Origin of the sequence: Pseudomonas moorei, from assembly GCF_042846945.1 — a bacterium.
GTDB lineage: Bacteria > Pseudomonadota > Gammaproteobacteria > Pseudomonadales > Pseudomonadaceae > Aquipseudomonas > Aquipseudomonas moorei.
Map to the genome: position 1 here is coordinate 5,592,123 of NZ_AP035776.1, position 26,060 is coordinate 5,618,182.

Sequence of the window (26,060 nt, forward strand, 5' to 3'; positions counted from 1 at the left end):
TGCTCCGGGCGGCGTTCCGACGAAGAACTCAAAGGCACCGCGTTGATCCAGACTGCACGCGTTATCGTTGACGTCCTTCGCGAGCAGGCTCGCTCCTACACAAGGCCTGTTCAGCCCTGCTTGCTACGCAACTCCTCGACGCTGATCTCGCGCATCCGGAATTTCTGGATCTTGCCGGTCACCGTCATCGGAAACTCCTCGACGAACTTGAAGTAACGCGGTGTCTTGAAGTGCGCGATGCGCTCCTTGCACCAGGCTTGCAGTTCCTGTTCGGTCGCGCTGTGGCCGGGGTGGAACTTGATCCAGGCGACAATCTCCTCACCATAACGCGAGCAAGGAATCCCGATCACCTGCACATCGGCCACGTCCGGGTGAGTGAAGAAGAACTCTTCCAGCTCCCGTGGGTAAATGTTCTCGCCGCCACGGATGATCATGTCCTTGTTGCGCCCGGCAATGCACACGTACCCCTCATCGTTCATGCTCGCCAGGTCCCCGGTATGCATCCAGCCTGCCTGGTCGATCGCTTCCGCAGTGCCTTCGGGGTTGTTCCAGTAGCCGAGCATCACGCTGTAGCCGCGGGTGCACAGTTCACCGATCGTGCCGCGCGGCACCAGGTTGCCGGCCTCATCAATGATTTTGCTTTCCAGTTGCGGCTGGGTGCGGCCGACGGTGGTTACGCGCAATTCCAGGTCATCTGACGGCCCGGTCTGCAAGGACACCGGACTGGTTTCCGTCATGCCGTAGGCAATTTGCACTTCGCTCATGTGCATTTCACTGATGACCCGTCGCATCACCTCGATCGGGCAAGTCGCACCGGCCATGATCCCGGTGCGCAAGCTCGACAGGTCGAATTCGGTACGTTGAGGCTGATCGAGCATGGCGATGAACATGGTCGGCACACCGTACAGCGCGGTGGCTTTTTCTTCAGCGACGGTGCTCAGGGTCAGCAGCGGATCGAAGGCGTCATTGGGGTAAATCATGGTGCTGCCATGGGTGATGCAACCCAGATTGCCCATGACCATGCCAAAGCAGTGATAGAGCGGTACCGGAATCACCAGGCGATCCGCGGCAGTCAGGCCAAGGCTTTCACCGACCATGTAACCGTTGTTGAGAATGTTGTAGTGGCTCAGGGTCGCGCCTTTGGGAAACCCGGTGGTGCCGGAGGTGTACTGGATGTTCACCGCCTGGTCGAAATGCAGGCTGTCCTGGCGCTGGTGCAGTTGCTCGAGCGACACGCTGGCCGCCAGATCGCTCAGCTGCGACCAGGGCAGGAAACCGACGGGTGGCTGTGCATCGAGGCTGATGACACCGCGCAATGCCGGCAGGCGTTCGCTCTGCAGCTTGCCGATGGATTGCTCCGCCAGTTCCGGCACCAGCCCTTGCAGCATGGCGTGGTAGTTGGAGGACTTGAAGGCCCCGGCACAGACCAGCCATTGGCAGCCGGATTGCTTCAATACGTATTCCAGTTCGGAGCTGCGGTAGGCGGGGTTGATGTTGACCAGGATCACGCCGATCTTCGCGCTGGCGATCTGACTGATGCACCACTGAGCGCAATTCGGTGCCCAGATCCCCAGACGGTCACCGGTCTGCAGGCCCAGCGCCAGCAGGGCTCTGGCATGCAGGTCCGCCGCCGCCGCCAGTTGCCGCCAGGTGTAACGCAGCTGTTGATGGCGCACGACCAGCGCCTCCCCGTCCGGGTGCTGCGCGACGGTGTTGTCGAACGCCTGGCCGATGGTCATCGCCAGCAAGGCTTTGTCCTGGGAACCGCGGGTGTAGCTGCGCTGCGGATGTGCACTGGGTTGATCCATGACGACCCCTATTGTCTTTATTTATGGGCTAATCGCGGTGTCTTTGGGAGCGATGTGGCGAGGGGGCTTGCCCCCATCAGGCTACGCAGCAGCCTCAAAATCTCCGGTACACCGAAGATCTTCGGAGTGCTACGCACTCAACGGGGGCAAGCCCCCTCGCCACAGGTTGCTCCTGCAACTCGGGTCCGCGTTCTATCTTGAACTGGCTCTACTCTCGCTCAAGTTGACGTTAACGTAAAGGGTGATTGACAGCCATTCGTCACAGGCTTACGTTAACGTAAAGGTGAGAGCTGAATCACGGCCCTCCCCACCCGACAAAAAGCCAAAAGGTGACCCATGAGCTACCCATCCCTGAATTTTGCCCTCGGTGAAACCATCGACATGCTGCGCGATCAGGTTCAGTCCTTCGTCGCCAAAGAGATCGCCCCGCGCGCCGCTCAGATCGACATCGACAACCTGTTCCCCGCCGACCTGTGGCGCAAATTCGGCGACATGGGACTGCTGGGCATCACGGTGCCGGAAGAGTACGGCGGCGCAGGCCTGGGTTACCTGGCCCACGTGGTGGCCATGGAAGAAATCAGCCGTGGTTCGGCTTCGGTGGCACTGTCCTACGGCGCGCACTCCAACCTCTGCGTCAATCAGATCAACCGCAATGGCAACCACGAGCAGAAATCCAAATACCTGCCGAAACTGATCAGCGGCGAGCACATCGGCGCCCTGGCCATGAGCGAACCGAACGCCGGCTCCGACGTGGTATCGATGAAGCTGCGCGCCGACAAGCGTGGCGATCACTACGTGCTCAATGGCAGCAAGACCTGGATCACCAACGGTCCGGACGCCAACACCTACGTGATCTACGCCAAGACCGATCTGGAAAAGGGCCCCCACGGCATTACCGCCTTCATTGTCGAGCGCGACTGGAAAGGCTTCAGCCGCAGCAACAAATTCGACAAGCTCGGCATGCGCGGTTCGAACACCTGCGAACTGTTTTTCGATGACGTCGAAGTGCCGGAAGAAAACATCCTCGGCGTGCTCAACGGCGGCGTGAAAGTGCTGATGAGCGGCCTCGACTACGAGCGCGTCGTGCTCTCGGGTGGCCCGACCGGGATCATGCAGGCCTGCATGGACCTGATCGTGCCGTACATCCACGACCGCAAGCAGTTCGGCCAAAGCATCGGCGAATTCCAGCTGATCCAGGGCAAAGTGGCCGACATGTACACCCAACTCAATGCCAGCCGTGCCTACCTGTACGCTGTGGCCCAGGCCTGCGAGCGCGGCGAAACCACGCGCAAGGACGCCGCTGGCGTGATCCTCTACAGCGCCGAGCGCGCCACGCAAATGGCCCTCGATGCGATCCAGATCCTCGGCGGCAACGGCTACATCAACGAATTCCCGGCCGGTCGTCTGCTGCGTGACGCCAAGCTGTACGAAATCGGCGCTGGCACCAGTGAGATCCGTCGCATGCTCATCGGCCGCGAACTGTTCAACGAAACCCGCTAAACGGAGCTGTCCATGGCTATCCTGCATACCCAGCTCAACCCCCGTTCGGCGGAATTCGCCGCCAACAGCGCGGCGATGCTCAAACAGGTCGACGCCCTGCACACCCTGCTCGCCCAAGTGGCGCAAGGTGGCGGCCCGAAAGCGCAAGAACGCCACACCTCGCGGGGCAAACTGCTGCCCCGTGAGCGCATCAACCGCCTGCTCGATCCGGGCTCGCCGTTTCTCGAAATCAGCCAATTGGCCGCCTACGAGGTCTATGGCGAAGACGTTCCCGCCGCCGGGGTGATCGCCGGGATCGGCCGTGTGGAAGGCGTCGAATGCATGATCGTCGCCAACGATGCCACGGTGAAAGGTGGCTCGTACTACCCGCTGACCGTGAAAAAGCACCTGCGCGCCCAGACCATCGCCCAGCAGAACCGCTTGCCGTGCATCTATCTGGTGGACTCCGGCGGCGCCAACCTGCCGCGTCAGGATGAAGTCTTCCCTGATCGCGAGCACTTCGGACGGATCTTCTTCAACCAGGCCAACATGAGCGCCATGGGCATTCCACAGATTGCCGTGGTCATGGGTTCCTGCACCGCAGGCGGCGCGTACGTGCCGGCGATGGCTGATGAAGCGATCATGGTCCGTGAGCAAGCGACGATCTTCCTCGCCGGCCCACCGCTGGTGAAAGCCGCGACCGGTGAAGTGGTCAGCGCCGAAGACCTGGGCGGTGCCGATGTGCACTGCAAGATTTCCGGGGTCGCCGACCATTACGCCGAAAGCGACGAGCACGCCCTGGCCCTGGCCCGCCGCAGCATCGCCAACCTCAACTGGCGCAAACAAGGCGAGGTTCAGCAACGCACACCCATTGCCCCGCTCTACAGCAGCGACGAGTTGTACGGCGTGGTCTCGGCCGATGCCAAGCAACCGTTCGACGTGCGCGAAGTGATTGCCCGGTTGGTGGACGGCTCGGTGTTCGACGAATTCAAGGCACTGTTCGGGACCACACTGGTGTGCGGTTTCGCCCACCTGCACGGGTATCCGATCGCGATCCTCGCCAACAACGGCATCCTCTTCGCCGAAGCCGCGCAAAAAGGTGCGCACTTCATCGAGCTGGCGTGCCAGCGCGGCATCCCGTTGCTGTTCCTGCAAAACATCACCGGCTTCATGGTCGGGCAGAAATACGAAGCCGGCGGTATCGCCAAGCACGGGGCAAAACTGGTGACCGCCGTGGCGTGCGCCAAAGTGCCGAAATTCACGGTGATCATCGGCGGCAGCTTCGGTGCCGGTAACTACGGGATGTGCGGTCGGGCTTATGATCCGCGCTTCCTGTGGATGTGGCCGAATGCGCGCATCGGCGTGATGGGTGCCGAGCAGGCGGCTGGTGTTCTGGTGCAGGTCAAGCGCGAACAAGCCGAGCGCAGTGGCCAGGGTTTCAGCCCCGAGCAGGAAGCCGAGATCAAGCAACCGATCCTCGACCAGTACGAAGAACAGGGCCACCCCTATTATTCCAGCGCACGACTGTGGGACGACGGCGTCATCGACCCGGCGCAGACCCGCGATGTCCTGGGCCTGGCCTTGTCCGCGTCATTGAACGCGCCAATCGAACCGAGCCGCTTCGGCGTGTTCCGGATGTGATCCGATCCTGTAGGAGCGAGCTGGCTCGCGATGGACGTTAACGATAACGCGTGCTTTCTGGATAAACGCGCCGCCCTTTAGTCCATCGCGAGCGGGCTCGCTCCTGCAAGTGCCGTGGAGAATAAAAAAATGAGCGACTTCACCACCCTCGAATTGCTGACCGACCCTCGGGGTTTCGCCACCCTGTGGCTCAGCCGCGAAGAAAAGAACAACGCCTTCAACGCGCAGATGATCCGCGAATTGATCCTGGCGCTGGACAAGGTTTCGAGCGATGCCAGCCTGCGTTTTCTGCTGGTGCGTGGCCGCGGCAAACATTTCAGTGCCGGTGCCGACCTGGCCTGGATGCAGCAATCGGCCGAACTCGATTACCACACCAACCTCGACGACGCCCGGGACCTGGCGGAGTTGATGTACAACCTCGCCAAACTGAAAGTGCCGACCCTGGCGGTGGTGCAAGGCGCGGCCTTTGGTGGCGCCCTGGGCCTGATCAGTTGCTGCGACATGGCCATCGGTGCCGATGACGCGCAATTCTGCCTGTCAGAAGTCCGCATTGGCCTGGCACCGGCAGTGATCAGCCCGTTCGTGGTGCAAGCCATCGGCGAACGTGCCACTCGACGTTATGCCCTGACCGCTGAACGCTTCGGCGGGCAACGGGCCCGGGAACTCGGTTTGTTGTCGGAGAGCTATCCGTTGGCCGAGCTGGAGCAAAAGGTCGAACAGTGGATCGACAACCTGTTGCTCAACAGCCCCGCCGCCATGCGTGCCAGCAAAGATCTGTTGCGTGAAGTCGGCGACGGCTCGCTGAACCCGGCGCTGCGCCGCTACACCGAAAACGCCATCGCCCGCATCCGCGTCAGCCCTGAAGGCCAGGAAGGCCTGCGCGCCTTTCTGCAAAAACGTCCGCCGAGCTGGCAGGCCGAAACCACCACCAAGGAGCCCCGTTGATGAGCGCACCTGTTATCACCTCTGTGCTGGTGGCCAACCGTGGCGAAATCGCTTGCCGGGTCATGCGCACCGCCAAGGCCCTGGGCCTGACCACCGTGGCCGTACACAGCGCCATTGACCGTGACGCCCGCCACAGCCGCGAAGCGGATATTCGCGTCGACCTCGGTGGCAGCAAAGCCGCCGACAGCTACCTGCAAATCGACAAACTGATCGCCGCCGCCAAGGCCAGCGGCGCCCAGGCCATCCACCCCGGTTATGGTTTTCTGTCGGAAAATGCCGGGTTCGCCCGCGCGATCGAAGCGGCTGGCCTGATTTTCCTCGGCCCGCCGGCGTCGGCCATCGACGCCATGGGCAGCAAGTCCGCCGCCAAAGCCCTGATGGAAACCGCTGGCGTGCCACTGGTGCCGGGTTATCACGGTGAAGCTCAGGACTTCGAGACCTTCCGCGCGGCCTGTGAACGCATCGGTTACCCGGTGCTGCTCAAAGCCACGGCCGGTGGTGGCGGCAAGGGCATGAAAGTGGTCGAGGACGTCAGCCAACTGGCCGAAGCCCTGGCCTCGGCCCAGCGTGAAGCGCAATCGTCGTTCGGCGATTCGCGGATGCTGGTGGAGAAATACCTGCTCAAACCGCGCCACGTGGAAATCCAGGTGTTCGCCGATCAACACGGCAACTGCCTGTACCTCAACGAACGTGACTGCTCGATTCAGCGTCGGCACCAGAAAGTCGTCGAAGAAGCGCCCGCACCAGGCCTGAGCCCGGAACTGCGGCGTGCCATGGGCGAAGCGGCCGTGCGTTCGGCCCAGGCCATCGGTTATGTCGGCGCCGGCACCGTGGAGTTTCTGCTGGATGCGCGCGGCGAATTCTTCTTCATGGAGATGAACACGCGCCTGCAAGTCGAACACCCGGTCACCGAAGCCATCACCGGCCTGGACCTGGTGGCCTGGCAGATTCGCGTCGCACGCGGTGAAGCGCTGCCCATGACCCAGGATCAGGTTCCGCTGATCGGCCACGCCATTGAAGTACGGCTGTATGCCGAAGACCCGGGCAATGATTTCCTGCCGGCGACCGGGCGCCTGGAGTTGTATCGTGAATCGGCCGAGGGGCCGGGGCGTCGTGTCGACAGTGGCGTTGAGGAAGGCGATGAGGTTTCCCCCTTCTACGATCCGATGCTCGGCAAGTTGATTGCCTGGGGCGAGGACCGTGAACAGGCGCGTTTGCGCCTGCTGAGCATGCTCGATGAGTTCGCTATTGGCGGACTCAAGACCAACATCAACTTCCTCCGTCGAATCATTGCCCACCCGGCGTTTGCCGCGGCGGAACTGGATACCGGGTTCATTCCGCGTTACCAGGAACAACTGCTGCCGGCACCTGCTGCGCTCAGCGATGCCTTCTGGCAAGCCGCCGCCCAGGCATTTGCCCAGAGCCAGCCCCGTTCACCGCGCCTCGATGACCCGAGTTCGCCCTGGGCCAACAGCAACGGCTTCCGTGCCGGATTGCCAACGGAAATCACCCTGCACTTGAGTTGCGAAGGCCAGGACCGCGCGCTGACGCTGGGCGACATCAACGCCCAGGGCGCGCGACTCAAGGGCGAACAATTGCTCACCGAGCACGACGGCGTGCGACGCCAGCATCGGGCCATCCGCCATGGTGACCTGGTCTATCTGCAATGGGATGGCGAGTTGCGCCGCATCGAAGCCTATGACCCGATCAGCGCCGTCGAAGCCAGTCACAGTCATCAGGGCGGGCTGACGGCGCCCATGAACGGCAGCATCGTGCGAGTGCTGGTAGAGGCCGGGCAAACGGTCGAAGCCGGGGCGCAACTGGTGGTGCTCGAAGCAATGAAGATGGAGCACAGCATTCGTGCGCCTCACGCGGGGGTCATCAAGGCGTTGTATTGCCAGGAAGGCGAAATGGTCAGCGAAGGCAGTGCGCTGGTCGAACTGGAAGAGGCGTGAAATGACGATCGGTCCTGCGCCCTGCGAGGACCGATCCGATCAGAACCTGGCTGTCGCCTGAACCACCACGCCGATGATTAGGCAGTCGTCGGTGTAGAGGGCTTTGGGGTACGTCGGATTGAGCGGGACCAGGTAACGCTGCCCGCCCTCTTCGATCAGCTTGCGAAAGATCGCCTCGGTGCTGTCGGGCCATTGCGCGATCACCAGTTTGCCCGGCTGCGCTGCCACGTCCGGGTCCACCAGAATCAACATGCCTTCGCCAATGCTCAGGCCACTGGGCGCGGTCATCGCGTCGCCAGTCACCGTCAACCAGAATGCCGTGCCTTGGGCGTGATAGTCGGACAGTTCGAAACGATACTGCGTCCGTTCTCCATCGCGCACCTCAGCGGCTGCCTTCCAGTCACGGACCGGGTAACGAAAGTACGGATTGTACTTTTGTGTCAGGCAGACCTCTTCATCCTCAGCGTCCGCAGGCTCGCGGATCACCAGCGCCACTTCGAGAAAGTCCATGCCGAGTGCTTTCAACACCCGGTTCATGTTCTCGACACCCGGGTCGCGACGTTTATTCAGCCAATGGCCAATGCCGCCCTGGGACATTCCGAGGCGTTCAGCGAGTATTTCCTGAGTGACGTTGAGTTCACTCATCTTGGCCTTGACCAATTCGATCCATTTATCCATGGGCGGCACGATACTGGGCCAGCTCCGGTCATCAAAACACAAATTGTAGTATTAAACTCATGGTCACAAATACAAATCGTATTAGGATGAATTCACGGATCTGAATCTATAACGGAGTTTGCCATCACCATGACCCAACCTGCCCACGAACTGCCGGACATGCAAATCGACACCTCCCTCACCTCGCCCCAAGGCTCCGCCGCCGCACAACGGGCGCTGGACTACTACTTGAAGCCAACGGTCACGGAGACTGAGGTCGAGGAGCGTTTCTTTGATGTGAACCGCAACATCACCAGTGAAGAAGCATTGATTCATGCCTCGGATCTGTTGCGCTGCGCCGCAGCCATTGCCTACGAGTCAGCCAATCACTTGCAGGGCGCAAGTCGGGACCTGGCGTTTTCGGCGGTGCACATGATCGATATGGCCAAGGCCATGGTCTCCCGATCCCTGGAAGGGCATCAGAAAGCATAAAGAGAAGGCGCAGGCAGTGGTTCGGAATGAATTTTCCAATTGGCTGGATAAAAGCGCTTGACTCACAAACGAGAATGATTATTATTGCAACATCTGGTCGCGAGATCAGTCGATGGATCAAGGGACCTCAGGTCGGACTTTTGGTCTATCTCCTCATCAGGCTAATCACGGTTTTTGACCCGGCTTTTTGCCGGGTCTTTTTTTGCCTGCATTCTGGTTTATGGCGTCAGGCTAATGAAGCCTTCAAGTGCCGCAAACACTCAGTGGCGCGGACCATTTCAAAAGAATACCCGTTGGCATGGGCAGCCCGAGATCATTGGGCGAACCGCCGAGAAAATAGCACTTGAGAATCAATTCCACAGTCTCTAAGCTGCGACAGCGTCAAGGAGGACGCCCCCCGTTTTGCATCATGTTCCTGCCCCATCGTTCCCCTTCTCGGCGATGACCTGTCTTGCCATCAAAATCAGGCTGATGCCAAATTGCAGCGCCCTCTCCCTCCAGGCCTGACCTCAATGCACGGCGATAGGCGAATCCACCCAGCCACTGCCAGTGCGGTGCATCGCATAAAAATACCCGTCCCTTCTCTAACCCGATGGCCTCAAAACTGTGCTGGTGGTAACACGGATGATCGCTACGCTGTGTAGTAGCGCTTCGCGGCAAAGGTGAGCGGTCATTCAGAACGTCAGCAGCGCGGGTGAACCGATTCTTCTGCACTCCTAACCCCCTTAGCTTGCGTGTAAAGTAGCCGCCATAAAATCTCAAACAGGAACCCTACCGTGGCTAAATCCTCTCTCGACATCAGTGCCAACTTCGACAGTGGCAACATCCAGGTTATCGATGTCAGCGACCCGCTCAAGCCACTGCTGGCCATCCGCCCCGACACCAAAAGCAAGCATTTCCAATGGTTCCACTTCAAAGCCAGTGGCCTGCATGTCGGACAGGAGCACTGGTTTCGCCTGAACAACGCCAGTCAATCCTCTTACAACAAGGCCTGGGACGGTTATCAGGCAGTGGCGTCCTACGATCATGTGAACTGGTTCCGTGTACCGACCATCTTCGAGGGCGACTGCCTGCGTTTCTGCCTTGAAGCGACCCAGACCCACGCCTGGTTCGCCTACTTCGAACCCTACAGCCGTGGTCGTCACGACTGGTTGATCGAGCAGGCGCTAACCAAGGCGGGCACCGAACTGCTGGCCACCGGCAAAAGCGTCGAAGGTCGGGACATTCAGCTGCTGCGCAAAGGCTCGGGCGCCGAAGGCCAGCGCAAGGTGTGGATGATCGCTCAGCAACATCCGGGCGAACACATGGCCGAGTGGTTCATGGAAGGCGTGATCGAACGCCTGGAAAAACACGACGACCCGGTGCTGAACAAACTGCTGGCCAGCGCCGATCTGTACCTGGTGCCAAACATGAACCCGGACGGCGCCTTCCACGGTCACCTGCGCACCAACGCCATGGGCCAGGACCTGAACCGCGCCTGGCAGAGCGCCAGTCCGGAAATCAGCCCGGAAGTCTTTTTCGTACAGCAACAGATGGAAAAGTACGGCGTCGACCTGTTCCTCGACATCCACGGCGATGAGGAAATCCCCTACGTGTTCACCGCCGGTTGCGAAGGCAACCCGGGGTACACGCCGCGAATCGAAACACTGGAAGAGCACTTCCGCTCCCACCTGAAGCACCTGACCAAGGACTTCCAGACCAAACACGGCTACACCCGTGACGAACCGGGCAAGGCCAACATGACGCTGGCGTGTAACAGCGTGGGTGAGAAATTCGATTGCCTGTCGCTGACCCTGGAAATGCCGTTCAAGGATAATAATGATCATCCGGACCCGTTGACCGGCTGGTCGGGCAAGCGGTCGAAGCAGTTGGGCAAGGATGTGTTGACCACGGTGGCCGAGATGGTTGATACGCTGCGCTGATTGCTCTTTCAGATCAAAAAATCGCAGCCTGCGGCGACGCCCCAGGCTGCGATCTTTTTTCAGGTTACGACTAACCGCGATCCTTCCCTCGCAACATACTGTCCAGCACACCATCCCGACGCACCCAGGCATGAAACAACGCCGCCGCCAAATGCAGCAGCACCGTCAAGAACAGCAGATACGCCAGATACCCATGTGCCTTGCGCAGGAACGCAAACACCTGCGCATTCGCCGGCAGAATCGACGGCAACTGCAGCGAATGGCTAAGCATCACCGGTTCGCCCGAAGCCGAAATCATCGCCCACCCCAGCAGCGGCAAAATCAGCATCAAGGCGTAAAGCAGTACGTGGGAGGCCTTGGCCGCCAGCGCTTGCCAACCCGGCAGGTCCGCCGGTAGCGGTGGCTGTTGCGTGGAAAACCGCACCGCCAGACGCACGATCACCAGCAGCAGAATGGCGACGCCCAAAGGTTTGTGCAGGTGAATCAGCCACTCATGGCGTTCGGACACCGACGCGACCATGCCCGCGCCGATGAACAACATGGCGATGATCATCAGCGCCATCAGCCAATGCAGCAGTCGCGCCAGGGGAGCGAAATGGTTCGGTTGGGCGCTCATTGCCTGGCCTCCTGTTTAGCGGCGGGTAACTGGCTGACTTCGCTGGTGCGGCGCAGGTAGGAATTGGCGTAACCGGCCGAACGTGCGGCGAGCAACGGGTCGTCGGAAGCTTCGATCCCGGCCGGCAATACCAACGGGTCGTAGTTGATGTCACGGCACTCGCCACTGAGTTGCGGCTGGGTGCTTTCAAGGACCAGGGTGCCGGCGTTCAACACTTTGCGCCCCTCAGGCCAGGCCTTGCTCGCATCGTTGACCGGATCGCCAGGGTTGGCCAGGGTGATGTTCAACTGCCAGCGCAAAGGCCCTGCGGCGATGCGTTGGACCAGGTCTTTTTCCAGATAATCGCTGCCTTCCGGGGTCGTGGCACCGGGTGCGCCCTGGGCCACTGGCACCATGCTCCAGCGCACCGCCTGCCGTTGTCCGGCGGCGTTCACCAGGTAAAACGCGTTGACGCTGTTGTAGGTTTCCGTCACGTAGCTGGCCGACGGCTTGGCGGTCTTGATCCAGGCCAGGAAAGATGCGGCTTCCGGGTGCGACCCGAAGAACGCGGGCACCGCTGCCGGGTTCGGCTTGCCGGTGGCCGGGTCTGGCGATTGGGCTTGTTGCAATTGATAGAACGCCTCGGGGGTGCCTACCGGGAACACCGGCATGCTGTTCATCCCGGTGCGCCATTGCTGGCCGTTGGCCTGGGTGAAGCGCAACGCCAGGCTGCGAATCGGTACGGCACTGTCCGGCGCATAAGGATTACCCGCCGGCAAAGCGAAACGCCCGACTACCGGGGTCCGCGCTTCATTGAACACCTGTGCCGAGGAGTAACTGCGCGCTTCGCCGCTGCTCTCGAAATGGCCGATCACACACACGCCTTTGGAGTGATTGCGCCGGAACCCGGGGTGCACGCCGTTGTTGGTTTCCAGGACGTTGATCAGCTTTTTCGGCGTCAAGCGTTGTGGGTCAAGGGTGCCGTTGACGTAGGCAAAAGCCCCGGCTGCGGCAGCGACGACTACCGCAATGCCCGCCAGGCGCATCATCAGGCTCGCGGTACTCAGGGGTGGCCGGGTGGGCGGTGTTGATCGATCTACCATGAAGGTCTCCAGGGCCATCGGCCACAAGTGAGAAGAACCAGACAGACGAACCCCCCGAGGGTTTATTCCATCGTTCGGTATTTATTTTTTCCGGCGTGGAATAACCTCGATTGCCGTGCGTCTTCCTGGACACTCACCACAGCGTAGTGACTGGTCAGAACTTCATGAATGAGATCGACGAACAATTGCGGGAAATTATTCCCAGGCTGCGCCGCTTCGCCGTATCGCTGACGCGAAATCCCAGCAGTGCCGACGATCTGGTGCAGTCGTGCCTGGAGCGGGCACTGTCGGCCTGGAACGACAAGCGGCCCGACGGCGACCTGCGTGCCTGGCTGTTTTCGATTCTCTATCGGCAGTTCCTCGACGCGCACCGGCGCTCCCGACGCTATGCGCGAATGCTCGAGTTCTTCACCGGGCGTGACGATGCACAGCCCTCGGCAGAACGCACGGTGATCGCCCAATCGACCCTCAACGCCTTCGACCAACTGCCCACCGAACAGCGCGCGCTGCTGCTTTGGGTCTCGGTGGAAGGCCTGAGTTACAAAGAGGTCGCCGAGATTCTCGACGTCCCCACCGGCACGGTGATGTCCCGCCTGTCCCGCGCCCGCCAGGCCTTGCGCCAACTCAGCGATGGTGAAATCAACCGCCCTTCCCTGCGGAGACTCAAATGATCAGCATGCCTCCCAGCGAGCGTGATCTGCACGCGTATGTCGACCACCAACTCAGCGATGACGACCGACGCCTGGTGGAAACCTTTCTCGCCAACAATGCGCAGATAGCCGAGCAAGTGCGCGCCTGGCAAAAAGACGCCCAGCAACTGCGCGCGGCCCTGAGCGGCGTCTTGCAGCAACCGGCCAACCCGGACCTCGATCCGGTGATGATTCGTCAACGCCTGAAACGCCAGTCCCGTCGCCACCTGGCCAGTGCCGCCATGTTGCTGATCGCCGTCAGCATCGGTGGGCTCAGCGGCTGGCAGGCGCGGGAGATGACCCTCGCCAGCCCCCCGCTGCCCATGACCGATGCCCTGCAGGCCTACCGACTGTTTGCCCAGCAAGGCATCTTGCCGGCAGACTACAAGGTCAGCACCGACGGCGACATGCAAGGTTGGCTCGACAGGTATTTCACCCAGGCCAATCGCCTGCCCGACCTCTCGGGCGCCGGGTTCAAACCGGTCAGCGGGCGTTTGCTCAGTACCGAGCAAGGGCCGGCCGCGATGGTGGTTTATGAAGATCAGGGCGGGCACAAGATCAGCTTCTATGTGCGCCCGCCGGGACCGAAAAACTTCCTGCTGCCGAGGGGCAGTCGCCGTGATGACGGCTTGCAGGCCGAATACTGGTCGGGGGGCGGCTACAACTATGCAATGGTCAGCCCGGCGGATACGCCGGCGGCGCAGATGCTGAGGCAAACCAACCAGTTCTGAACACCCTTCGCCTTTGTGGGAGCGAGCCTGCTCGCGAAAAACGATCAGACAACCCGATCAACCCGATGGCAGGCGTTATCGCTGACGTCCATCGCGAGCGGGCTCGCTCCTACAGAGGTTCGAGGACAACCGCGAATTCAGGCAAGGCTTCAGAACCCCACGTCGAGGATCACATTGTCCAGGTAAGTACCTGCTGGCGGTGTGGCCTGGTCGGTATAGATCTTCGCGTTGTAGTTGAAGACCTGACTGCCGGTGCCCAGGCCGTTGCCCGGGTTGATCTCGGCATCGGAGCTGGCCCGGCGGGCACTGCTGACGCTGCCCCAGCGTGTGGTGCCGGCGCTTTTGAAAATGTCGTAAGCCAGGTAATTGCTGCCCGAAATCATCCGGCGACGCCCGCCGACACTCACAGGGTTTTGCCCATCGCTCAAACCCACGGTGTATGCGCTGCCCTTGGTGCAGGCCAGGTTGATGGTCTGCCCGGTGACCGGCGTGAAGGCACTGACCACCGGGGCGCTGCCGAAACTGATGTTCGGCGCGGTGATGGTGCAGTCGTTGGCCACGGTCAGGTTGACCGTCAACGTGGCGGTGCCGCTGCTGATGTCGCGCCCCAGACAGACTCCGAGAGCACCGATGCCGGAGCAGTAATTCCAGTTCCAGAAGATGCTCAGGGTTTCCGTGTAGACCCCGGCGGCGACGTTGCTGCCGATGGTCGTACCGAGGTAAAGCGGCACGGACTTGGGTACCACACTGCCGAGCAGGCCGAGTGCATCGATGATGCCGTTGCGCGCAAAGTCGTAGGTGGTGCCGCGGGTCAGCGGGTAGCTGGTGCTGTTGTTGGCGTAGATCGTGTAGCCGATGACATCACCGGTCGGCCCGAGCAAGCCGCTTTGGCTTGAGGTGACAGTGGCCCAGAAATGATCGTTGGTGGTCAGCAATGACAGCAGTGAACCGGTGCAACTCAAGCCGCCATTCACGGTGGAACTGGATTGCGATGTGGTGCGCACGGCAATCGAACTCACCGAGCCGAAAGCCACTGGCGTGGTCCCGGTCACCGAGCACAATGCCCAGGCCGAGCCCGGCAGACACAGCGTCAGCAGCAGCACCCCCTTCATGCCCTTCATTGACACACCAACGGCCCGATCAGCGGGACCTGATCCTGGTTCATGTCGACGGTGAACCGCACCTGACAGGTCTTGCCGTCGCCCAGCGTCACCCGCAGGTTGTTCTGCTGTTGCAGGTTTTCCAGGTACACCAGGCCATCCCAGCCCACCACGGTTTGCGTTCCGCTTTGCTCGTGCACCACACCGCTGCCCAAGGGCAATTCCCGCTGCTGCCCATCCACCAGGACGATGCTCGCGGCGATGACCCGGCTCAACGGAAACTCCAGCAGATAACCGCTGCCCCGACGTACCGCGATGCGCTGTTCGACGTTGGGGCTGCGCACGTTGGCCGGCAGGTTCAGGGGATCGATTTCGTATTTGCCGCGGTAATAGGCGCTACTCCAGGGCACCAATAAATGGCCGTTGCGATCGGTCTGGCCGACCAACTGGTTTTCGTAACGCACCGGGATATCGGCGTAGCCATGGGTGCTGACCACGACAAAGGCATCATCGATGCGATTGGCGGCGAACACTTGGCGGTCCATCCACACCAGCGAACCGCTGGCGTCGGCCCAGCGGGTTTCGGCATCGCTGGAGCCATAAACGCCAGCCTGCAATTGCACCGATTGCAGGCGCCAAGTCAGGTCGGCCTGACGATAGTCCGGGCCGTCACCGGTGGCGTATCCAAGGTTGAAACCGACCCCGCCTTCGGTGGGTACGGCACGGCTGTAGTTGACCCGTTGCCGGGTTTGCCCGCTATTGCTGCGCTCACTGCCGATCGCCAGGCTGCCGCGCAGGTCGAACGGGATCACCAGTTGCGCCTGCACCGCCCAATGGCTATCGCCGATTTCGCGGTTGGCCGACAGATAGAAACTGCTGTTGCGCCACAACGGTTTGCTCCACGTCAGGTTGAGCAAACGGGTGCGTGAATCGTCCGCCGCGCGCACGTCGAAGTAGCCGACGCCCAGGCTGCCCCAGGAATCGAGGCTCAGGCTGAGGGTCGCCTGTTCGCTGCGTTTGCTCAGTGTGGTGTAGGGGCTATCGACCAATGTCAGATCAGCGTACTGATCACGGCGTTGCAGCCGTTGGTAAGAGAAACTGTAGCGCTGGCTGCTGTATTGATAGCCGAGACTCAGTTGTTGGCCCGTTTCACCGTCGAAACGGCTTTGGCTGATGGCCGAGTTGAGCACCCCGAAATTGCCCAGCCGCACATTGCCGCCGATGCCGCCCAGGGTCAGGGCATCGGAGGCCTCAGCGTGGCTTTCCAGGGTGAAGTTGTCTGTCACGCCGTAACGCAGACTGCCGGAACTGGCACCCCGGCCGTAACTGAAATCGCGTAGCGCGTAGTCCTGGCGCAAGGTGCCGGCTGCCACGGAAAAGTCGCTCAAGCCCTTTTGCAGGAGACTGCTGGTGACGTAGAACGGCACCGTGGTCGAGACCTGCCGTCCCAGGGCATCAGTGGTGACCACCACCGCTTCGCCAGCGCCATTGATAAAGGGAATATTGGTCAGCGTGTAGGGGCCGGGTTGCAGTTCGGCGCTGCTGGATTTGTAGCCATTGATGAACAGATCCACCGATGAAGGCACGGCAGCCTCCCCGGCGAATTGCGGCAAGGGGTAGGTCACCAGGTCCGGGCGCACGGCGAAATCCCGCGACATCTGCACCCCGCCCATGCGCACCGAATTGCTCCAGGGCAAAGCCCCGCTGACCAGATCGCCAGCCTCGTAGGTCAGCAACCGATCGTCATCGGAGTAACGCCAGGTGGTGTCGTAACGCAAATAGCCGTTGTTCAGCGCGTTGGTGGCAGCCCCCGACATCGTGCGGCGATATTGCCCGGTATTGGACAACGTGCCCCAACGGTCGAACAGCCGCACTTCGTTCCAGGCCGCCAGATAAGTGCCGGCATCATCGGTGTCGTTGAGGTACAGGTCATAGTTGAGCAAGGCGCCGAAGCTGCTCAGGGCCGGGGTGCGCGGATAGGCGTCGCGACGGCCGACAAACTGTTCGGGCAGCCAGTCTGGCGGTACATCGAGCAGCAAGCGCTGACCGGTGCTGTCGTACTCGCTGTGCAGGCCCGGCAAGCTGTCGAGCGCGACTTCGGCGCCGATGTTTTCCGGCAGTTTCATGCCGGTGTCACGCAATGCGCTGGCCGGCACGAAGAATTGCCCGTTGCGCTGCTCGACCGCCACCACTCGTCCGGTGTTCATCTGATTGACCACCAGTTCCAGGAACAACTGCGCATCGGCAACCGCCTCCATGCCGCTGGGCGGAGGCGGCAGGTCACCGGCCTCTGCGTGATGAACGATCGCCAGGCACCACGCACAGCCCATGGCCCACAACGGACGCTGAACATGGCGAGCCCAACCCTGGCTCATGACTACTGATTGTCCGTCAATGGACGCCGTCCTCCGTTACTTCACCTGCCTGCACATAAACCTGTCATCCGTTCAGTGCAGTGATCTGGCCAATCTTGCAGCAGGGTCTTGGGCCGCCGCGCAGCCAGGGTGAGCAAATGCCCTCGCCACAAAAAAAACGGCAGGACTCACCGTGCCGGCGCAATACTCTGGACCTGCGGCGCGCCATTGACCCGAACTTGCAACGCCGGATCCCCGGCCATTGCACCGGGCGCTGGCCAGCGCATGATCGCGCCGGGCAACACGTAGCCCAGCAACCCTTCCACAAGGGGTTTGGTCTGGCCGCCCTGCTTCAACGCCACGTCTGTCAGCCGTGCATGCACCGCACCCTGGTTGCGTACTTCGACATAGGAACGTCCGTCCACCGCCACCCTGCGCCAGCTCAGATCCGGCAGGCCCACGCCTTTGGGATCACGCTGGCGGGTGGTGTCTTCCTTGCTCCACAGACCCGCGCCGTAGGCAAACAGCGGCACCGAGTAGCGCATCTGGAAACGAATTGCCGCCGCCGTCTTGCCGTCTTCTGCGGCGGGCGGTTTGGCCGAGGGAATTTCATCGATGATGATGCGGTAAGCCAGTTCCTGCCCTGGGGGAATTTCCCGGGTGCGCGTCAGGCGCACCAATTGCTTCTGGCCGGGCTCGATTTTCGCCACCGGCGGGCTGCCGATCACGTCGCGCTGGTTTTGATATTGATCGTTGAAGCCGCTCTGGCTCCAGGCAAACACGCGGATCTGCAGATTGGCGGTTTCGTTGCCGCGATTCTCCAGCCACAGGGCACTGGCCTGTTGATCGGCCTCCAGCACCGGATCGATCGGCCAGATCAGCACCGAACTGGCCGCCTGCACCTTGGCCGCCCCCAGCCAAAGCAGTGCCCACAACGCGTGACGCACGACCCAAGGCCGCCGCGAAGGTGAATACATATGCCAACTCCTTAAGACCCTCAGGCCTGATCCAATCACCCCGTTACCACGACAGCTGCACCTGCAGCACATCGCTGTATGTCCCCCCGGGTTGATTGCCCGGTAACTGCACCTGACCGTAAATCGGCAGGCTGATGTTGTTCGCATCGCTGTACGCCACGGCCACGCTCTGGCCGATCCCCAGGCTCTGGCTGAATGCCGCGTCGCGAAACAGTTGATACGCGATCTGGTTGCCGCCGGTTGTCAGTTGCAGATGTCGCCCTCCGCTGTTGTATTGCCCGCCATCCACCGTCATGTTCAGGGTGACGCCCGGCGTGCACTGCAATTGAACGCCCCCGGTGAGTGCCACCTGCACCGTGCCGGTGGCCAGGGCCGAGCGACTGCCGAAATTCAGGCTGCCGTAACTGGAAACCCCGCCCACCACCAGGCAACCCGCCGTCACCGTGGCACTGACCTGGAAGCTCTGGCTGGTCACCGCCGCCAAGGGCGTTGGCACGCTACCGGCACAGAACAGGAGCAGCGCCGCACAGCCGTGGCGCTTCATCGCACTAGAACGTCAGTTCGACGGCAATGGTGTCGGTGTAAGTGCCCGCCGGCAGCCCGGCCTTGCCCACCGCCTGGCCGTAGATGTTCACGGTCTGTGCCACGCCGGTACTCGCGGAAAGATTGATCACGCCGTCGATGGCCAGCAGCTGCGAGTGCCCGGCATCGGTGTACAAATCGTACGGCACATAGTTGGCGACACCGTCGTATAGCGCCCGACTACCGCCTGGCGATTGTCCATCGTGAGCGCCGGCCCGCACCTTGACCGATGGGGTGGTGCCACTGGAGCAGAGGATCGACAACGCCCCGCCGCCACCGCCCAACACCTGCCCGGTGGCAGAGGTGAACAGGCTGTCGGTGGTGCCGAAATTCAGTGCGCCGAAGTTCAGTCCTGTGGAACCGCCGCTCCCGTTCACCTGACAACTGCTGGTCAGGATCAGGCTGGAGGTGATTTGGCCAGTGACAGTGGTGGCCGCCTGGGCGCCGGACGCCAGGGCCAGGCCGAGCAATGACAAACCTATCCTTGATACAAGCATGTGCATGGTGTCCGTCCTCTACAGGTTTACCAGTCGAGCGTCACTGTCAGGGTGTCGGTATAGACACCGGCCGGTAGCGCGCGAGTATTCGCCACCACCGAGCCGAATACCGGAATCGGTACCTGCGCCCCGCTGGTGACGGCGAAATTGTGTTGTTGGCCGATGCTGTAGCTCTGGTTGCCGGAAGCATCGAGGAACAACTGATAAGGAATGCTCCAGGTGCCGTTGCTCAGGCGGCGGGTGGTGCCGTCGCCATGGGTACCGCCATCGATGGTGACCGTGAACCCGGTGACCGATGGGTTGCAGGCAACGTTGAGCTTGCCGCTGCCCTCTTTACTGAGGTTGGCCTTGATCGGGCTGCTCCAGGTCGGTCCTTGCTGGCCGAAATCGAGGGTGCCGAAATCGCTGATCGGGCTGCCGGGGCTGGCGCCGTTGGTCACTTCGCAACCGGCGGAAATCGTCAGTCGCGCGTAGATCTGCCCGCTGACGGCTGCTTGTGCACCCTGGGGCGGCAATGCCAGTGCGGCGAAGGGGATCACTGTCCAGAATCTGCTGCTCATCACGCCAATCCCATTCCTCAGGACCCAAAAAACGTGCGTTCATCCACGAACGCCCCTTCCTTGTCCAACCGTGGCTCCGCCAGATTGCGTACTGTAAAAAATGCGCTTACCAAGTGACCGTCACCTTCACCAGATCCGAGTAATGGCTGACCCAAGGTATCTCGGCCAAGGGTTCGATGCGCGCATACAACGGCAAATCCACCGTTCCGCTCGACGTCACGCGACCACTCATGGGCACATCCACCGCCAGTGGAATTCGCCGCGCCGGGTCCTGATAGAGTCGATAGGGAATGGGTTTGCTGTGTTCGGCGCTGCCCGCCATGTAACGCACATCGCCGACGCCGCCATGCAGGCCGCCATCGACGCGTAATTGATAAGGGGTATCGGGATTGCATTCGAGCCGTGGCAAGCGCTCGTTCATCAGTGCCGCGCCCAGCGGCCCGGCAGGCTCATCCAGCCGCGCCGTGCTGCCGAAGTCCAGCACGCCCAGTTGTTCGATTCCCACGCTGCGTGACTGCCCGACCAATTGACAGCCGCGCTGGACGTCGACCCGAACCTCTACCTGAAGTTCGGCGGCCGTCACCGTCGCACTGAGTCCCAAGCTCAAGACTGCCACCACTGCACGTCCATTCACGGCCCCGTTCCTTTTGAGGGGTGTCCTGAAAAATCAGGGTAGCAACGCACCGGGAAATCGCCAGTCACACAGCGAATTGGGATCCCTCCATAAGAAGCAACTTTGTAGGGCCATGCTCGACGCTCGCCACCACAGCAACGGGTAATAAGTTGTACATACCGCATTATTCTGTCCAATAAACGCCCGCATTCCATCGACACAACTGGAAGCGAATTCTCCCCTCTGGGTACACTATGGCGCCGCCGCGTCGGGCGGCCTGAAGATCATGGGGTGACATCACAGTGGCCGTTCGACCACCCAACCGTTCGCGTCTTGCACCGCGCTGGCCGTTGCTGCGCCGGTTGTTCGGCAAAGCCTCCGCTGCCCCCGCCCATGGGGTCGCAACAGGCCGGGTCATCCACGATTACTTTCGCCAAAAGGCTCACGCGCAGGGCTACACCCTCAGCCACAGTCAACAGCGGGTGATCGACTGCATGGCGCAGCACGCCACGACGCTACTGGGCAGTGCGACGAAAACCCTGCCCGGTCTTTACCTGCATGGCGCCGTGGGTCGCGGCAAAAGCTGGCTACTCGACGGTTTTTTCCAGGCCATTCCCCTGGCGCAAAAACAGCGCCTGCACTTCCACGAGTTTTTTGCCCGGCTGCATCAGGGGATGTTCAACCATCGCGATCAACCGGACGCGTTGACGACCACCCTGGACGATTTGCTGCGCGATTGCCGGGTGCTGTGTTTCGACGAATTCCATGTCCATGACATCGGCGATGCGATGCTGATCACGCGACTGTTCAAGGCCCTGTTCCGTCGAGGCATCCTGCTGCTGGTCACCTCCAATTACCCGCCGGAAGGCCTGTTGCCCAATCCGCTGTACCACGCGCGCTTCAAACCGGTGATCGACCTGATCAACGCGCGCATGCAGGTGATGGAGGTCGGCGGGCCACACGACTACCGCAGCCAGGCCAGAACTCACGCGCAACAACTGTTTACCCAGGGGCAATACGTCTGGCCGGGGAGCGCGTCGCAGCGGCAGGCATCAAACCTGCCATCCGCCGGTGCGCCGGGCATTGCGCTGCCGGTCGGCACTCGCCACCTGCCCGCCCGTTACTGCGAAGGCCGCACCATCGGTTTTACCTTCGCGGATCTGTGTGAGCAGCCCACGGCGGTCATGGATTACCTGGAGCTGTGCCGGCGCTTCGATCACTGGATCATCGACGAACTGCCCAACCTGGCCGACTGTTCAATCGCCGCCCAACAACGCTTCATCAATCTGGTGGACGTTTTGTATGACCAGGACAAGCATCTGGTGCTGCTGGGCCAGCGTTCATTGCGCGAAAGCCTGGACGGCGACGCCATCGATCTGGCCCGCACCCGCAGTCGCCTGGGGCAGTTGGGGGAGGTTCGGGAGTCGGCCTGATCGCTCCCACATTTCGTCCGCACTCGATTAAACATCTCGATCGACTGCGGACTTGATCGCGAAAGCAGCCTGACCGGCAACAGCTTATTCCCGCTATCATGCCGCCCATTCATTCAATCGATGGCGAACCCCGTTCATGCATACCCTTGAACAATTGCGCGCCGGCACGCTGGCAGGCATTACCCGTCTGGATCTCAGCTGCGGCCTGACAGAATTTCCGCGGGAGATCTTCGACCTGGCGGACTCCCTGGAGGTGCTCAACCTCAGTGGCAATGCCATGAGCAGCCTCCCGGATGACTTGTACCGCCTGACCCGTCTGCGCGTGTTGTTCTGCTCGGACAATCTGTTTACCGAACTGCCGGCATGCGTGGGTCAATGCGCGGCGCTGACCATGATCGCCTTCAAGGCCAACCGCATCGAGCACGTGCCAGGCGCCGCGTTGCCGCCGCTCCTGCGCTGGCTGATCCTGACCGACAACTGCATCGGTGAACTGCCGACGGAACTGGGCGAACGCCCCTACCTGCAAAAACTGATGCTGGCTGGTAATCGGCTGCAATCTTTGCCGCAGAGCCTGCGCAATTGCCATCGGCTGGAGCTGATCCGCATCGCCGCCAACCAGATCAGCCAATTGCCCGAATGGCTGCTTGCGCTGCCGAGCCTGACCTGGCTGGCCTACGCCGGTAACCCACTGGAAACCGAAGCTGATGCGGCCGCCCTGGCAGCCACGCCGAGCATCTCCTGGTCCCAGCTGAGCCTGGAGCAGCTCCTGGGCGAAGGTGCTTCGGGGTTGATTCATCGGGCGGCATGGGCACGCCCGGGCCATGCGGACACGCAAGTCGCGGTCAAACTCTACAAGGGCGAAATGACCAGCGACGGCTCGCCGTTGCACGAAATGAACGCCTGCATCACCGCTGGCATTCACCCCAACCTGATCCGGGTCGAAGGCCGGGTGGTCGATCACCCGCAAGACACCGCCGGGCTGGTAATGCAACTGATCGAACCGAGCTACCGCAACCTTGCCGCGTTGCCGAGCCTGGCGACCTGCAGCCGCGACGTCTACGCCGAAGACACCCGCTTCACCGCTGATGTCGCCCTGCGCATTGCCCGTGGTATCGCTTCGGTCGCCGAGCATTTGCACCGCCAGGGCATCACCCATGGCGACCTCTACGGCCACAATATTCTGTGGAACGAGCAAGGTGATTGCCTGTTGGGAGACTTTGGCGCCGCGTCTTTCCATGCCACGCAGGACACCCTGGAAAGCCGCGCACTGCAACGCATCGAAGTCCGAGCGTTCGGGGTTCTGCTGGGGGAATTGCTGGAGCGGATCGACTCGGGATTGAGCGACGGGGAGCGCCGGCGACTGGAGGATTTGCAACAGCGCTGCTGTCAGCCTGACGTCCTGGCGCGACCGGGGTTTGACGAGGTTATTCAGGTACTGAACGATTGATGACCGCTGCGCGGTCAATCGCGGGCAAGCCCGCTCCCACGGTGTTCAGCGGCGTACGCATTTTTTGCGAACGATACAATGACTGTGGGAGCGGGCTTGTCCGCGATAGCGGTGTTACTGGAAAAACAACTTAACCCGCCAGTCCGACAAACATGTCCTGCACGTCATCATGGTTATCGAGGCCTTCGAGGAAAGCTTCGACTTCAGCCATCTGCTCATCGCTCAGGCCGCTGACCGGGTTCTTCGGCTGGTAGCCCAGCTTGGCCGACAGTACGGTGAAGCCTTGTCCCGGCAGGGCTTTTTGCACGGCATCCAGATCCGCAGGCTCGGTCAGGAACAGGGTCGCGCCGTCTTCGCCCGGCTCGAAATCCTGGGCGCCCGCTTCGATGGCGGCCATTTCCGGATCGGCGTCCGGAGTGTCCGGCGAGGCTTCGATCATGCCGACGTGGTTGAAGTCCCAGGCCACGGAACCGGAAGCGCCCAATTGGCCCTTGCGGAACGCAACGCGGATTTCAGCGACGGTACGGTTGATGTTGTCCGTCACGCATTCAACGATCAACGGCACCTGATGCGGTGCGAACCCTTCATAGGTCACGCGATGGTATTGCACGGTCTCGCCCAACAGGCCCGCGCCCTTCTTGATGGCGCGATCCAGTGTTTCCTTGGGCATCGAAGCTTTCTTGGCCTGTTCAACCACCAGGCGCAGGTGTGCGTTGGTGGCAACATCAGCGCCGTTACGCGCAGCAATGGTGATTTCTTTCACCAGTTTGCCGAAGATCTTGCCCTTGGCATTGGCTGCCGCTTCTTTGTGTTTAACCTTCCACTGTGCGCCCATTACTCACTCTCTTGTCTATGGCGCCGAGACATCTATTGGCCGACGCATTGCGCAAGTTTACCCGGCCTAAAGTTGGCAATCGACCAAAAATTCTGACCTCGAATCGACATATTCACCGGCAGTTGTAGGGCAATTCTGAAACTCCTGTTTGCGATGTCCATTAAGGGCTGTGGTTTCGTACCCTCTGCTCCCGTATTCCATGGCAGAAGCGCGTTCGATGCATAACGACAAGGAAAGTCCCTTCACCCTGACACTGCTGGACGACGATTTGAGCCTGCAGGTCGTGCAGTTCAGTGGCCGAGAAGCCCTCAACCAACCCTATGCATTCGAGATTGAAGTGATCGGCCTGGCGCCCGCCATGCCGCTGGAACAGCTCCTCCATCAAGCGGCGTTCCTGAGCGTGGGGCACGACCAGGGCATTCACGGCGTACTGCACAATGTCAGTCGCGAACATCGCGGTCCGCAGCGGGTCATCTACAAACTGGTATTGGGGCCCGCGTTGCAGGCGCTGGACCGGCATCGTTGCCGGCGCATCTTTACGCAACTCAGCGTACCCATGATTCTTCGACAACTGCTGGAGGAACATTGTCTGCCCGATGACAGCTTTCGCTTCGAACTGTCAAACGGCCACTATCCGCACCGGCCTTTTTGCATTCAATACGAAGAAACCGATCTGGCCCTGCTGCAACGGCTGTGCGAGGAAGAAGGCATTCACTATCACTTCGAACATCGCCGTGACGGGCATGTACTGGTGTTTGCCGACGACAGCCTGAGTTTTCCCCAGGCACCGCTGCTGATGCCCTTCCTGAATGAGGCGTCCACCGCCAGCAGCCAACCGCTGATCAGCGAATTGTTCCAGCGGCACGATTCACGGCCCTGCGCGCCAAGGCTGGATGCCCGACACCGCGGCGCAACGGACACCGACGACGGTGCGGCCAATCATGCCTTTACCCCGTCCGCGCCACCGATGCCCCGTCCCGATCCCGAGCAGCGCCACCGCGATCAACTCGTTAGCCGGCATCTGGAGCGCTTGCGATGCCGGCATATGCAGATTCACGGCCAAAGTAATCACAGCGAACTGCGCAGTGGCTGCATCGTGCAGGTGGCTGATCACCCACTTCCGGGTTTCAACGATCAATGGTTGGTAACGCAGGCCCGGCATCAGGGCGAACAGGGTTCGATTCTGCAGCAGGACACCCCGGACACGCCCCGGCGTTACCGCAATCAGTTCAGCGCAATACCCTGGTCAACGGTGTTTCGTCCAGCGCTTGAACAACCCAGGCCGCGCATCCCCGGCTATCAGCCTGCGCGGGTGCGGGGCCAGACCGGGCAGCGGGCAGCGCTGGATGAGCAAGGTCGCATAAACGTGAGTTTGTGGCCGGCCATGGACCATGAGACCGCAGAGGGCGCCGGTCTCTGGCTGCCCGTCGCGGTGACCGACACCCGCATCGACCCTTGCGGTCTACCCATGGCCGGCAGCGACGGGTGGGTCAGTTTCCTCGACAGCGATCCCGACCGTCCGGTGTTCTGCGCCAGCACGGGGCAGCGCTCCAGGCCTCGACCCGCAAGGCGCGGTGAGCCTCAAGGCGATAGCCGTCTGCTGCTCGACTGGTTGATCGATCCCACCGACGCCGAGTCCTGAGCC

At 61.3% G+C, this 26,060-nt stretch carries 24 protein-coding genes; 12 read left to right on the top strand and 12 right to left on the bottom strand.

The genetic code is table 11. The annotated features are described in order from the left end of the window. Window positions 1-110: 110 nt before the first annotated feature. Window positions 111-1,808 carry a fatty acid CoA ligase family protein gene (locus tag ACGJAX_RS26070; protein ID WP_390956679.1) on the bottom strand — a complete coding sequence of 566 codons (1,698 nt, stop codon included), beginning with the start codon at window positions 1,806-1,808 and terminating at the stop codon, window positions 111-113. 336 nt (window positions 1,809-2,144) lie between these two features. On the opposite strand from ACGJAX_RS26070, the gene ACGJAX_RS26075 reads away from it, so the two are divergent. The 4 genes from ACGJAX_RS26075 to ACGJAX_RS26090 all read left to right on the top strand — a co-directional run bounded on the left by ACGJAX_RS26075 (window position 2,145) and on the right by ACGJAX_RS26090 (window position 7,828). Beyond that, window positions 2,145-3,308 (top strand): isovaleryl-CoA dehydrogenase, encoded by a 1,164-nt coding sequence (locus ACGJAX_RS26075; RefSeq protein WP_008031893.1) that lies wholly within the window; start codon window positions 2,145-2,147, stop codon window positions 3,306-3,308. Window positions 3,309-3,320: 12 nt separating this feature from the next. Next, window positions 3,321-4,928, top strand: a complete 1,608-nt coding sequence (locus ACGJAX_RS26080; RefSeq protein WP_390956680.1) for a carboxyl transferase domain-containing protein — start codon at window positions 3,321-3,323, stop codon at window positions 4,926-4,928. 129 nt (window positions 4,929-5,057) lie between these two features. Continuing rightward, on the top strand, window positions 5,058-5,873 hold the full coding sequence (locus tag ACGJAX_RS26085) for a gamma-carboxygeranoyl-CoA hydratase (RefSeq protein ID WP_390956681.1): 816 nt from the start codon (window positions 5,058-5,060) through the stop codon (window positions 5,871-5,873). Further along, a complete protein-coding gene (locus ACGJAX_RS26090; protein ID WP_390956682.1) occupies window positions 5,873-7,828 on the top strand; it encodes an acetyl/propionyl/methylcrotonyl-CoA carboxylase subunit alpha in 1,956 nt (651 codons plus the stop codon). The genes ACGJAX_RS26085 and ACGJAX_RS26090 overlap by 1 nt, the downstream gene beginning before the upstream one ends. Before the next feature lie 39 nt (window positions 7,829-7,867). Here the strand turns inward: ACGJAX_RS26090 and ACGJAX_RS26095 are convergent, their stop codons facing one another. Next, window positions 7,868-8,506 carry a S24 family peptidase gene (locus ACGJAX_RS26095; protein WP_390956683.1) on the bottom strand — a complete coding sequence of 213 codons (639 nt, stop codon included), beginning with the start codon at window positions 8,504-8,506 and terminating at the stop codon, window positions 7,868-7,870. 129 nt (window positions 8,507-8,635) lie between these two features. Here ACGJAX_RS26095 and ACGJAX_RS26100 point away from each other — a divergent pair, with 129 nt between their 5' ends. From ACGJAX_RS26100 to ACGJAX_RS26110, 3 genes are all read left to right on the top strand, one after another. After that, window positions 8,636-8,977, top strand: coding sequence for a DUF6124 family protein (locus ACGJAX_RS26100; protein ID WP_248915413.1), 342 nt, complete (start codon window positions 8,636-8,638; stop codon window positions 8,975-8,977). A gap of 26 nt (window positions 8,978-9,003) precedes the next feature. Beyond that, complete coding sequence (locus ACGJAX_RS26105) at window positions 9,004-9,324, top strand: hypothetical protein (RefSeq protein ID WP_390956684.1); 321 nt, start codon at window positions 9,004-9,006, stop codon at window positions 9,322-9,324. Between the two features lie 429 nt (window positions 9,325-9,753). After that, window positions 9,754-10,899 (top strand): M14-type cytosolic carboxypeptidase, encoded by a 1,146-nt coding sequence (locus ACGJAX_RS26110; protein ID WP_390956685.1) that lies wholly within the window; start codon window positions 9,754-9,756, stop codon window positions 10,897-10,899. 70 nt (window positions 10,900-10,969) lie between these two features. On the opposite strand, the gene ACGJAX_RS26115 is transcribed toward ACGJAX_RS26110, so the two are convergent. Both ACGJAX_RS26115 and ACGJAX_RS26120 read right to left on the bottom strand, forming a co-directional pair. Further along, window positions 10,970-11,515, bottom strand: coding sequence for a cytochrome b (locus tag ACGJAX_RS26115; protein WP_247256204.1), 546 nt, complete (start codon window positions 11,513-11,515; stop codon window positions 10,970-10,972). After that, a complete protein-coding gene (locus ACGJAX_RS26120; RefSeq protein ID WP_390956686.1) occupies window positions 11,512-12,597 on the bottom strand; it encodes a catalase in 1,086 nt (361 codons plus the stop codon). Before ACGJAX_RS26120 ends, ACGJAX_RS26115 begins: the two co-directional genes overlap by 4 nt. Before the next feature lie 164 nt (window positions 12,598-12,761). Between ACGJAX_RS26120 and ACGJAX_RS26125 the strand changes: the two genes are divergently transcribed. Together ACGJAX_RS26125 and ACGJAX_RS26130 are read left to right on the top strand one after the other, a co-directional pair. Next, window positions 12,762-13,268 carry a sigma-70 family RNA polymerase sigma factor gene (locus ACGJAX_RS26125; RefSeq protein WP_390956687.1) on the top strand — a complete coding sequence of 169 codons (507 nt, stop codon included), beginning with the start codon at window positions 12,762-12,764 and terminating at the stop codon, window positions 13,266-13,268. Next, the gene (locus ACGJAX_RS26130) at window positions 13,265-14,017 is read left to right on the top strand and encodes an anti-sigma factor (RefSeq protein WP_247256206.1); all 753 of its coding nucleotides are present in this window, start codon (window positions 13,265-13,267) and stop codon (window positions 14,015-14,017) included. The genes ACGJAX_RS26125 and ACGJAX_RS26130 overlap by 4 nt, the downstream gene beginning before the upstream one ends. Window positions 14,018-14,166: 149 nt before the next feature. Here the strand turns inward: ACGJAX_RS26130 and ACGJAX_RS26135 are convergent, their stop codons facing one another. The 7 genes from ACGJAX_RS26135 to ACGJAX_RS26165 all read right to left on the bottom strand — a co-directional run bounded on the left by ACGJAX_RS26135 (window position 14,167) and on the right by ACGJAX_RS26165 (window position 20,721). After that, window positions 14,167-15,129 carry a spore coat protein U domain-containing protein gene (locus ACGJAX_RS26135; RefSeq protein WP_390959997.1) on the bottom strand — a complete coding sequence of 321 codons (963 nt, stop codon included), beginning with the start codon at window positions 15,127-15,129 and terminating at the stop codon, window positions 14,167-14,169. Between the two features lie 5 nt (window positions 15,130-15,134). After that, on the bottom strand, window positions 15,135-17,492 hold the full coding sequence (locus ACGJAX_RS26140) for a fimbria/pilus outer membrane usher protein (protein ID WP_390956688.1): 2,358 nt from the start codon (window positions 17,490-17,492) through the stop codon (window positions 15,135-15,137). Between the two features lie 167 nt (window positions 17,493-17,659). Continuing rightward, window positions 17,660-18,448, bottom strand: a complete 789-nt coding sequence (locus ACGJAX_RS26145) for a fimbria/pilus periplasmic chaperone (protein WP_390956689.1) — start codon at window positions 18,446-18,448, stop codon at window positions 17,660-17,662. 43 nt (window positions 18,449-18,491) lie between these two features. Then, complete coding sequence (locus tag ACGJAX_RS26150; RefSeq protein ID WP_390956690.1) at window positions 18,492-18,992, bottom strand: spore coat protein U domain-containing protein; 501 nt, start codon at window positions 18,990-18,992, stop codon at window positions 18,492-18,494. A 4-nt stretch (window positions 18,993-18,996) separates the two neighbouring features. Next, a complete protein-coding gene (locus ACGJAX_RS26155; protein WP_390956691.1) occupies window positions 18,997-19,533 on the bottom strand; it encodes a spore coat U domain-containing protein in 537 nt (178 codons plus the stop codon). Between the two features lie 20 nt (window positions 19,534-19,553). After that, complete coding sequence (locus ACGJAX_RS26160) at window positions 19,554-20,087, bottom strand: spore coat protein U domain-containing protein (protein WP_390956692.1); 534 nt, start codon at window positions 20,085-20,087, stop codon at window positions 19,554-19,556. Between the two features lie 106 nt (window positions 20,088-20,193). Then, window positions 20,194-20,721 (bottom strand): spore coat protein U domain-containing protein, encoded by a 528-nt coding sequence (locus tag ACGJAX_RS26165; protein ID WP_390956693.1) that lies wholly within the window; start codon window positions 20,719-20,721, stop codon window positions 20,194-20,196. 281 nt (window positions 20,722-21,002) lie between these two features. Between ACGJAX_RS26165 and zapE the strand changes: the two genes are divergently transcribed. Then, window positions 21,003-22,133: a cell division protein ZapE gene (zapE, locus tag ACGJAX_RS26170; protein WP_390956694.1), complete on the top strand. Its 1,131-nt coding sequence runs from the start codon at window positions 21,003-21,005 to the stop codon at window positions 22,131-22,133. A 136-nt stretch (window positions 22,134-22,269) separates the two neighbouring features. Beyond that, entirely contained in the window at window positions 22,270-23,580 is a 1,311-nt protein-coding gene (locus tag ACGJAX_RS26175; RefSeq protein WP_390956695.1) for a protein kinase, read from the top strand. Between the two features lie 130 nt (window positions 23,581-23,710). Here ACGJAX_RS26175 and ACGJAX_RS26180 read toward each other — a convergent pair whose 3' ends face one another. Beyond that, entirely contained in the window at window positions 23,711-24,415 is a 705-nt protein-coding gene (locus ACGJAX_RS26180; protein ID WP_090323589.1) for a YebC/PmpR family DNA-binding transcriptional regulator, read from the bottom strand. 217 nt (window positions 24,416-24,632) lie between these two features. Between ACGJAX_RS26180 and ACGJAX_RS26185 the strand changes: the two genes are divergently transcribed. Further along, complete coding sequence (locus ACGJAX_RS26185; RefSeq protein ID WP_390956696.1) at window positions 24,633-26,057, top strand: type VI secretion system tip protein TssI/VgrG; 1,425 nt, start codon at window positions 24,633-24,635, stop codon at window positions 26,055-26,057. Window positions 26,058-26,060 lie beyond the last annotated feature (3 nt).

Coding starts and splice junctions, on each gene's coding strand:
- ACGJAX_RS26090 (WP_390956682.1), top strand. CDS start 5,873: ATGAGCGCACCTGTTATCACCTCTGTGCTGGTGGCCAACCGTGGCGAA.
- ACGJAX_RS26075 (WP_008031893.1), top strand. CDS start 2,145: ATGAGCTACCCATCCCTGAATTTTGCCCTCGGTGAAACCATCGACATG.
- ACGJAX_RS26175 (WP_390956695.1), top strand. CDS start 22,270: ATGCATACCCTTGAACAATTGCGCGCCGGCACGCTGGCAGGCATTACC.
- ACGJAX_RS26095 (WP_390956683.1), bottom strand. CDS start 8,506: ATGGATAAATGGATCGAATTGGTCAAGGCCAAGATGAGTGAACTCAAC.
- ACGJAX_RS26140 (WP_390956688.1), bottom strand. CDS start 17,492: ATGAGCCAGGGTTGGGCTCGCCATGTTCAGCGTCCGTTGTGGGCCATG.
- ACGJAX_RS26100 (WP_248915413.1), top strand. CDS start 8,636: ATGACCCAACCTGCCCACGAACTGCCGGACATGCAAATCGACACCTCC.
- ACGJAX_RS26145 (WP_390956689.1), bottom strand. CDS start 18,448: ATGTATTCACCTTCGCGGCGGCCTTGGGTCGTGCGTCACGCGTTGTGG.
- ACGJAX_RS26085 (WP_390956681.1), top strand. CDS start 5,058: ATGAGCGACTTCACCACCCTCGAATTGCTGACCGACCCTCGGGGTTTC.
- ACGJAX_RS26115 (WP_247256204.1), bottom strand. CDS start 11,515: ATGAGCGCCCAACCGAACCATTTCGCTCCCCTGGCGCGACTGCTGCAT.
- ACGJAX_RS26135 (WP_390959997.1), bottom strand. CDS start 15,129: ATGAAGGGGGTGCTGCTGCTGACGCTGTGTCTGCCGGGCTCGGCCTGG.
- ACGJAX_RS26080 (WP_390956680.1), top strand. CDS start 3,321: ATGGCTATCCTGCATACCCAGCTCAACCCCCGTTCGGCGGAATTCGCC.
- ACGJAX_RS26180 (WP_090323589.1), bottom strand. CDS start 24,415: ATGGGCGCACAGTGGAAGGTTAAACACAAAGAAGCGGCAGCCAATGCC.
- ACGJAX_RS26155 (WP_390956691.1), bottom strand. CDS start 19,533: ATGCACATGCTTGTATCAAGGATAGGTTTGTCATTGCTCGGCCTGGCC.
- ACGJAX_RS26105 (WP_390956684.1), top strand. CDS start 9,004: ATGAATTTTCCAATTGGCTGGATAAAAGCGCTTGACTCACAAACGAGA.
- ACGJAX_RS26150 (WP_390956690.1), bottom strand. CDS start 18,992: ATGAAGCGCCACGGCTGTGCGGCGCTGCTCCTGTTCTGTGCCGGTAGC.
- ACGJAX_RS26070 (WP_390956679.1), bottom strand. CDS start 1,808: ATGGATCAACCCAGTGCACATCCGCAGCGCAGCTACACCCGCGGTTCC.
- ACGJAX_RS26160 (WP_390956692.1), bottom strand. CDS start 20,087: ATGAGCAGCAGATTCTGGACAGTGATCCCCTTCGCCGCACTGGCATTG.
- ACGJAX_RS26185 (WP_390956696.1), top strand. CDS start 24,633: ATGCATAACGACAAGGAAAGTCCCTTCACCCTGACACTGCTGGACGAC.
- ACGJAX_RS26125 (WP_390956687.1), top strand. CDS start 12,762: ATGAATGAGATCGACGAACAATTGCGGGAAATTATTCCCAGGCTGCGC.
- ACGJAX_RS26130 (WP_247256206.1), top strand. CDS start 13,265: ATGATCAGCATGCCTCCCAGCGAGCGTGATCTGCACGCGTATGTCGAC.
- ACGJAX_RS26120 (WP_390956686.1), bottom strand. CDS start 12,597: ATGGTAGATCGATCAACACCGCCCACCCGGCCACCCCTGAGTACCGCG.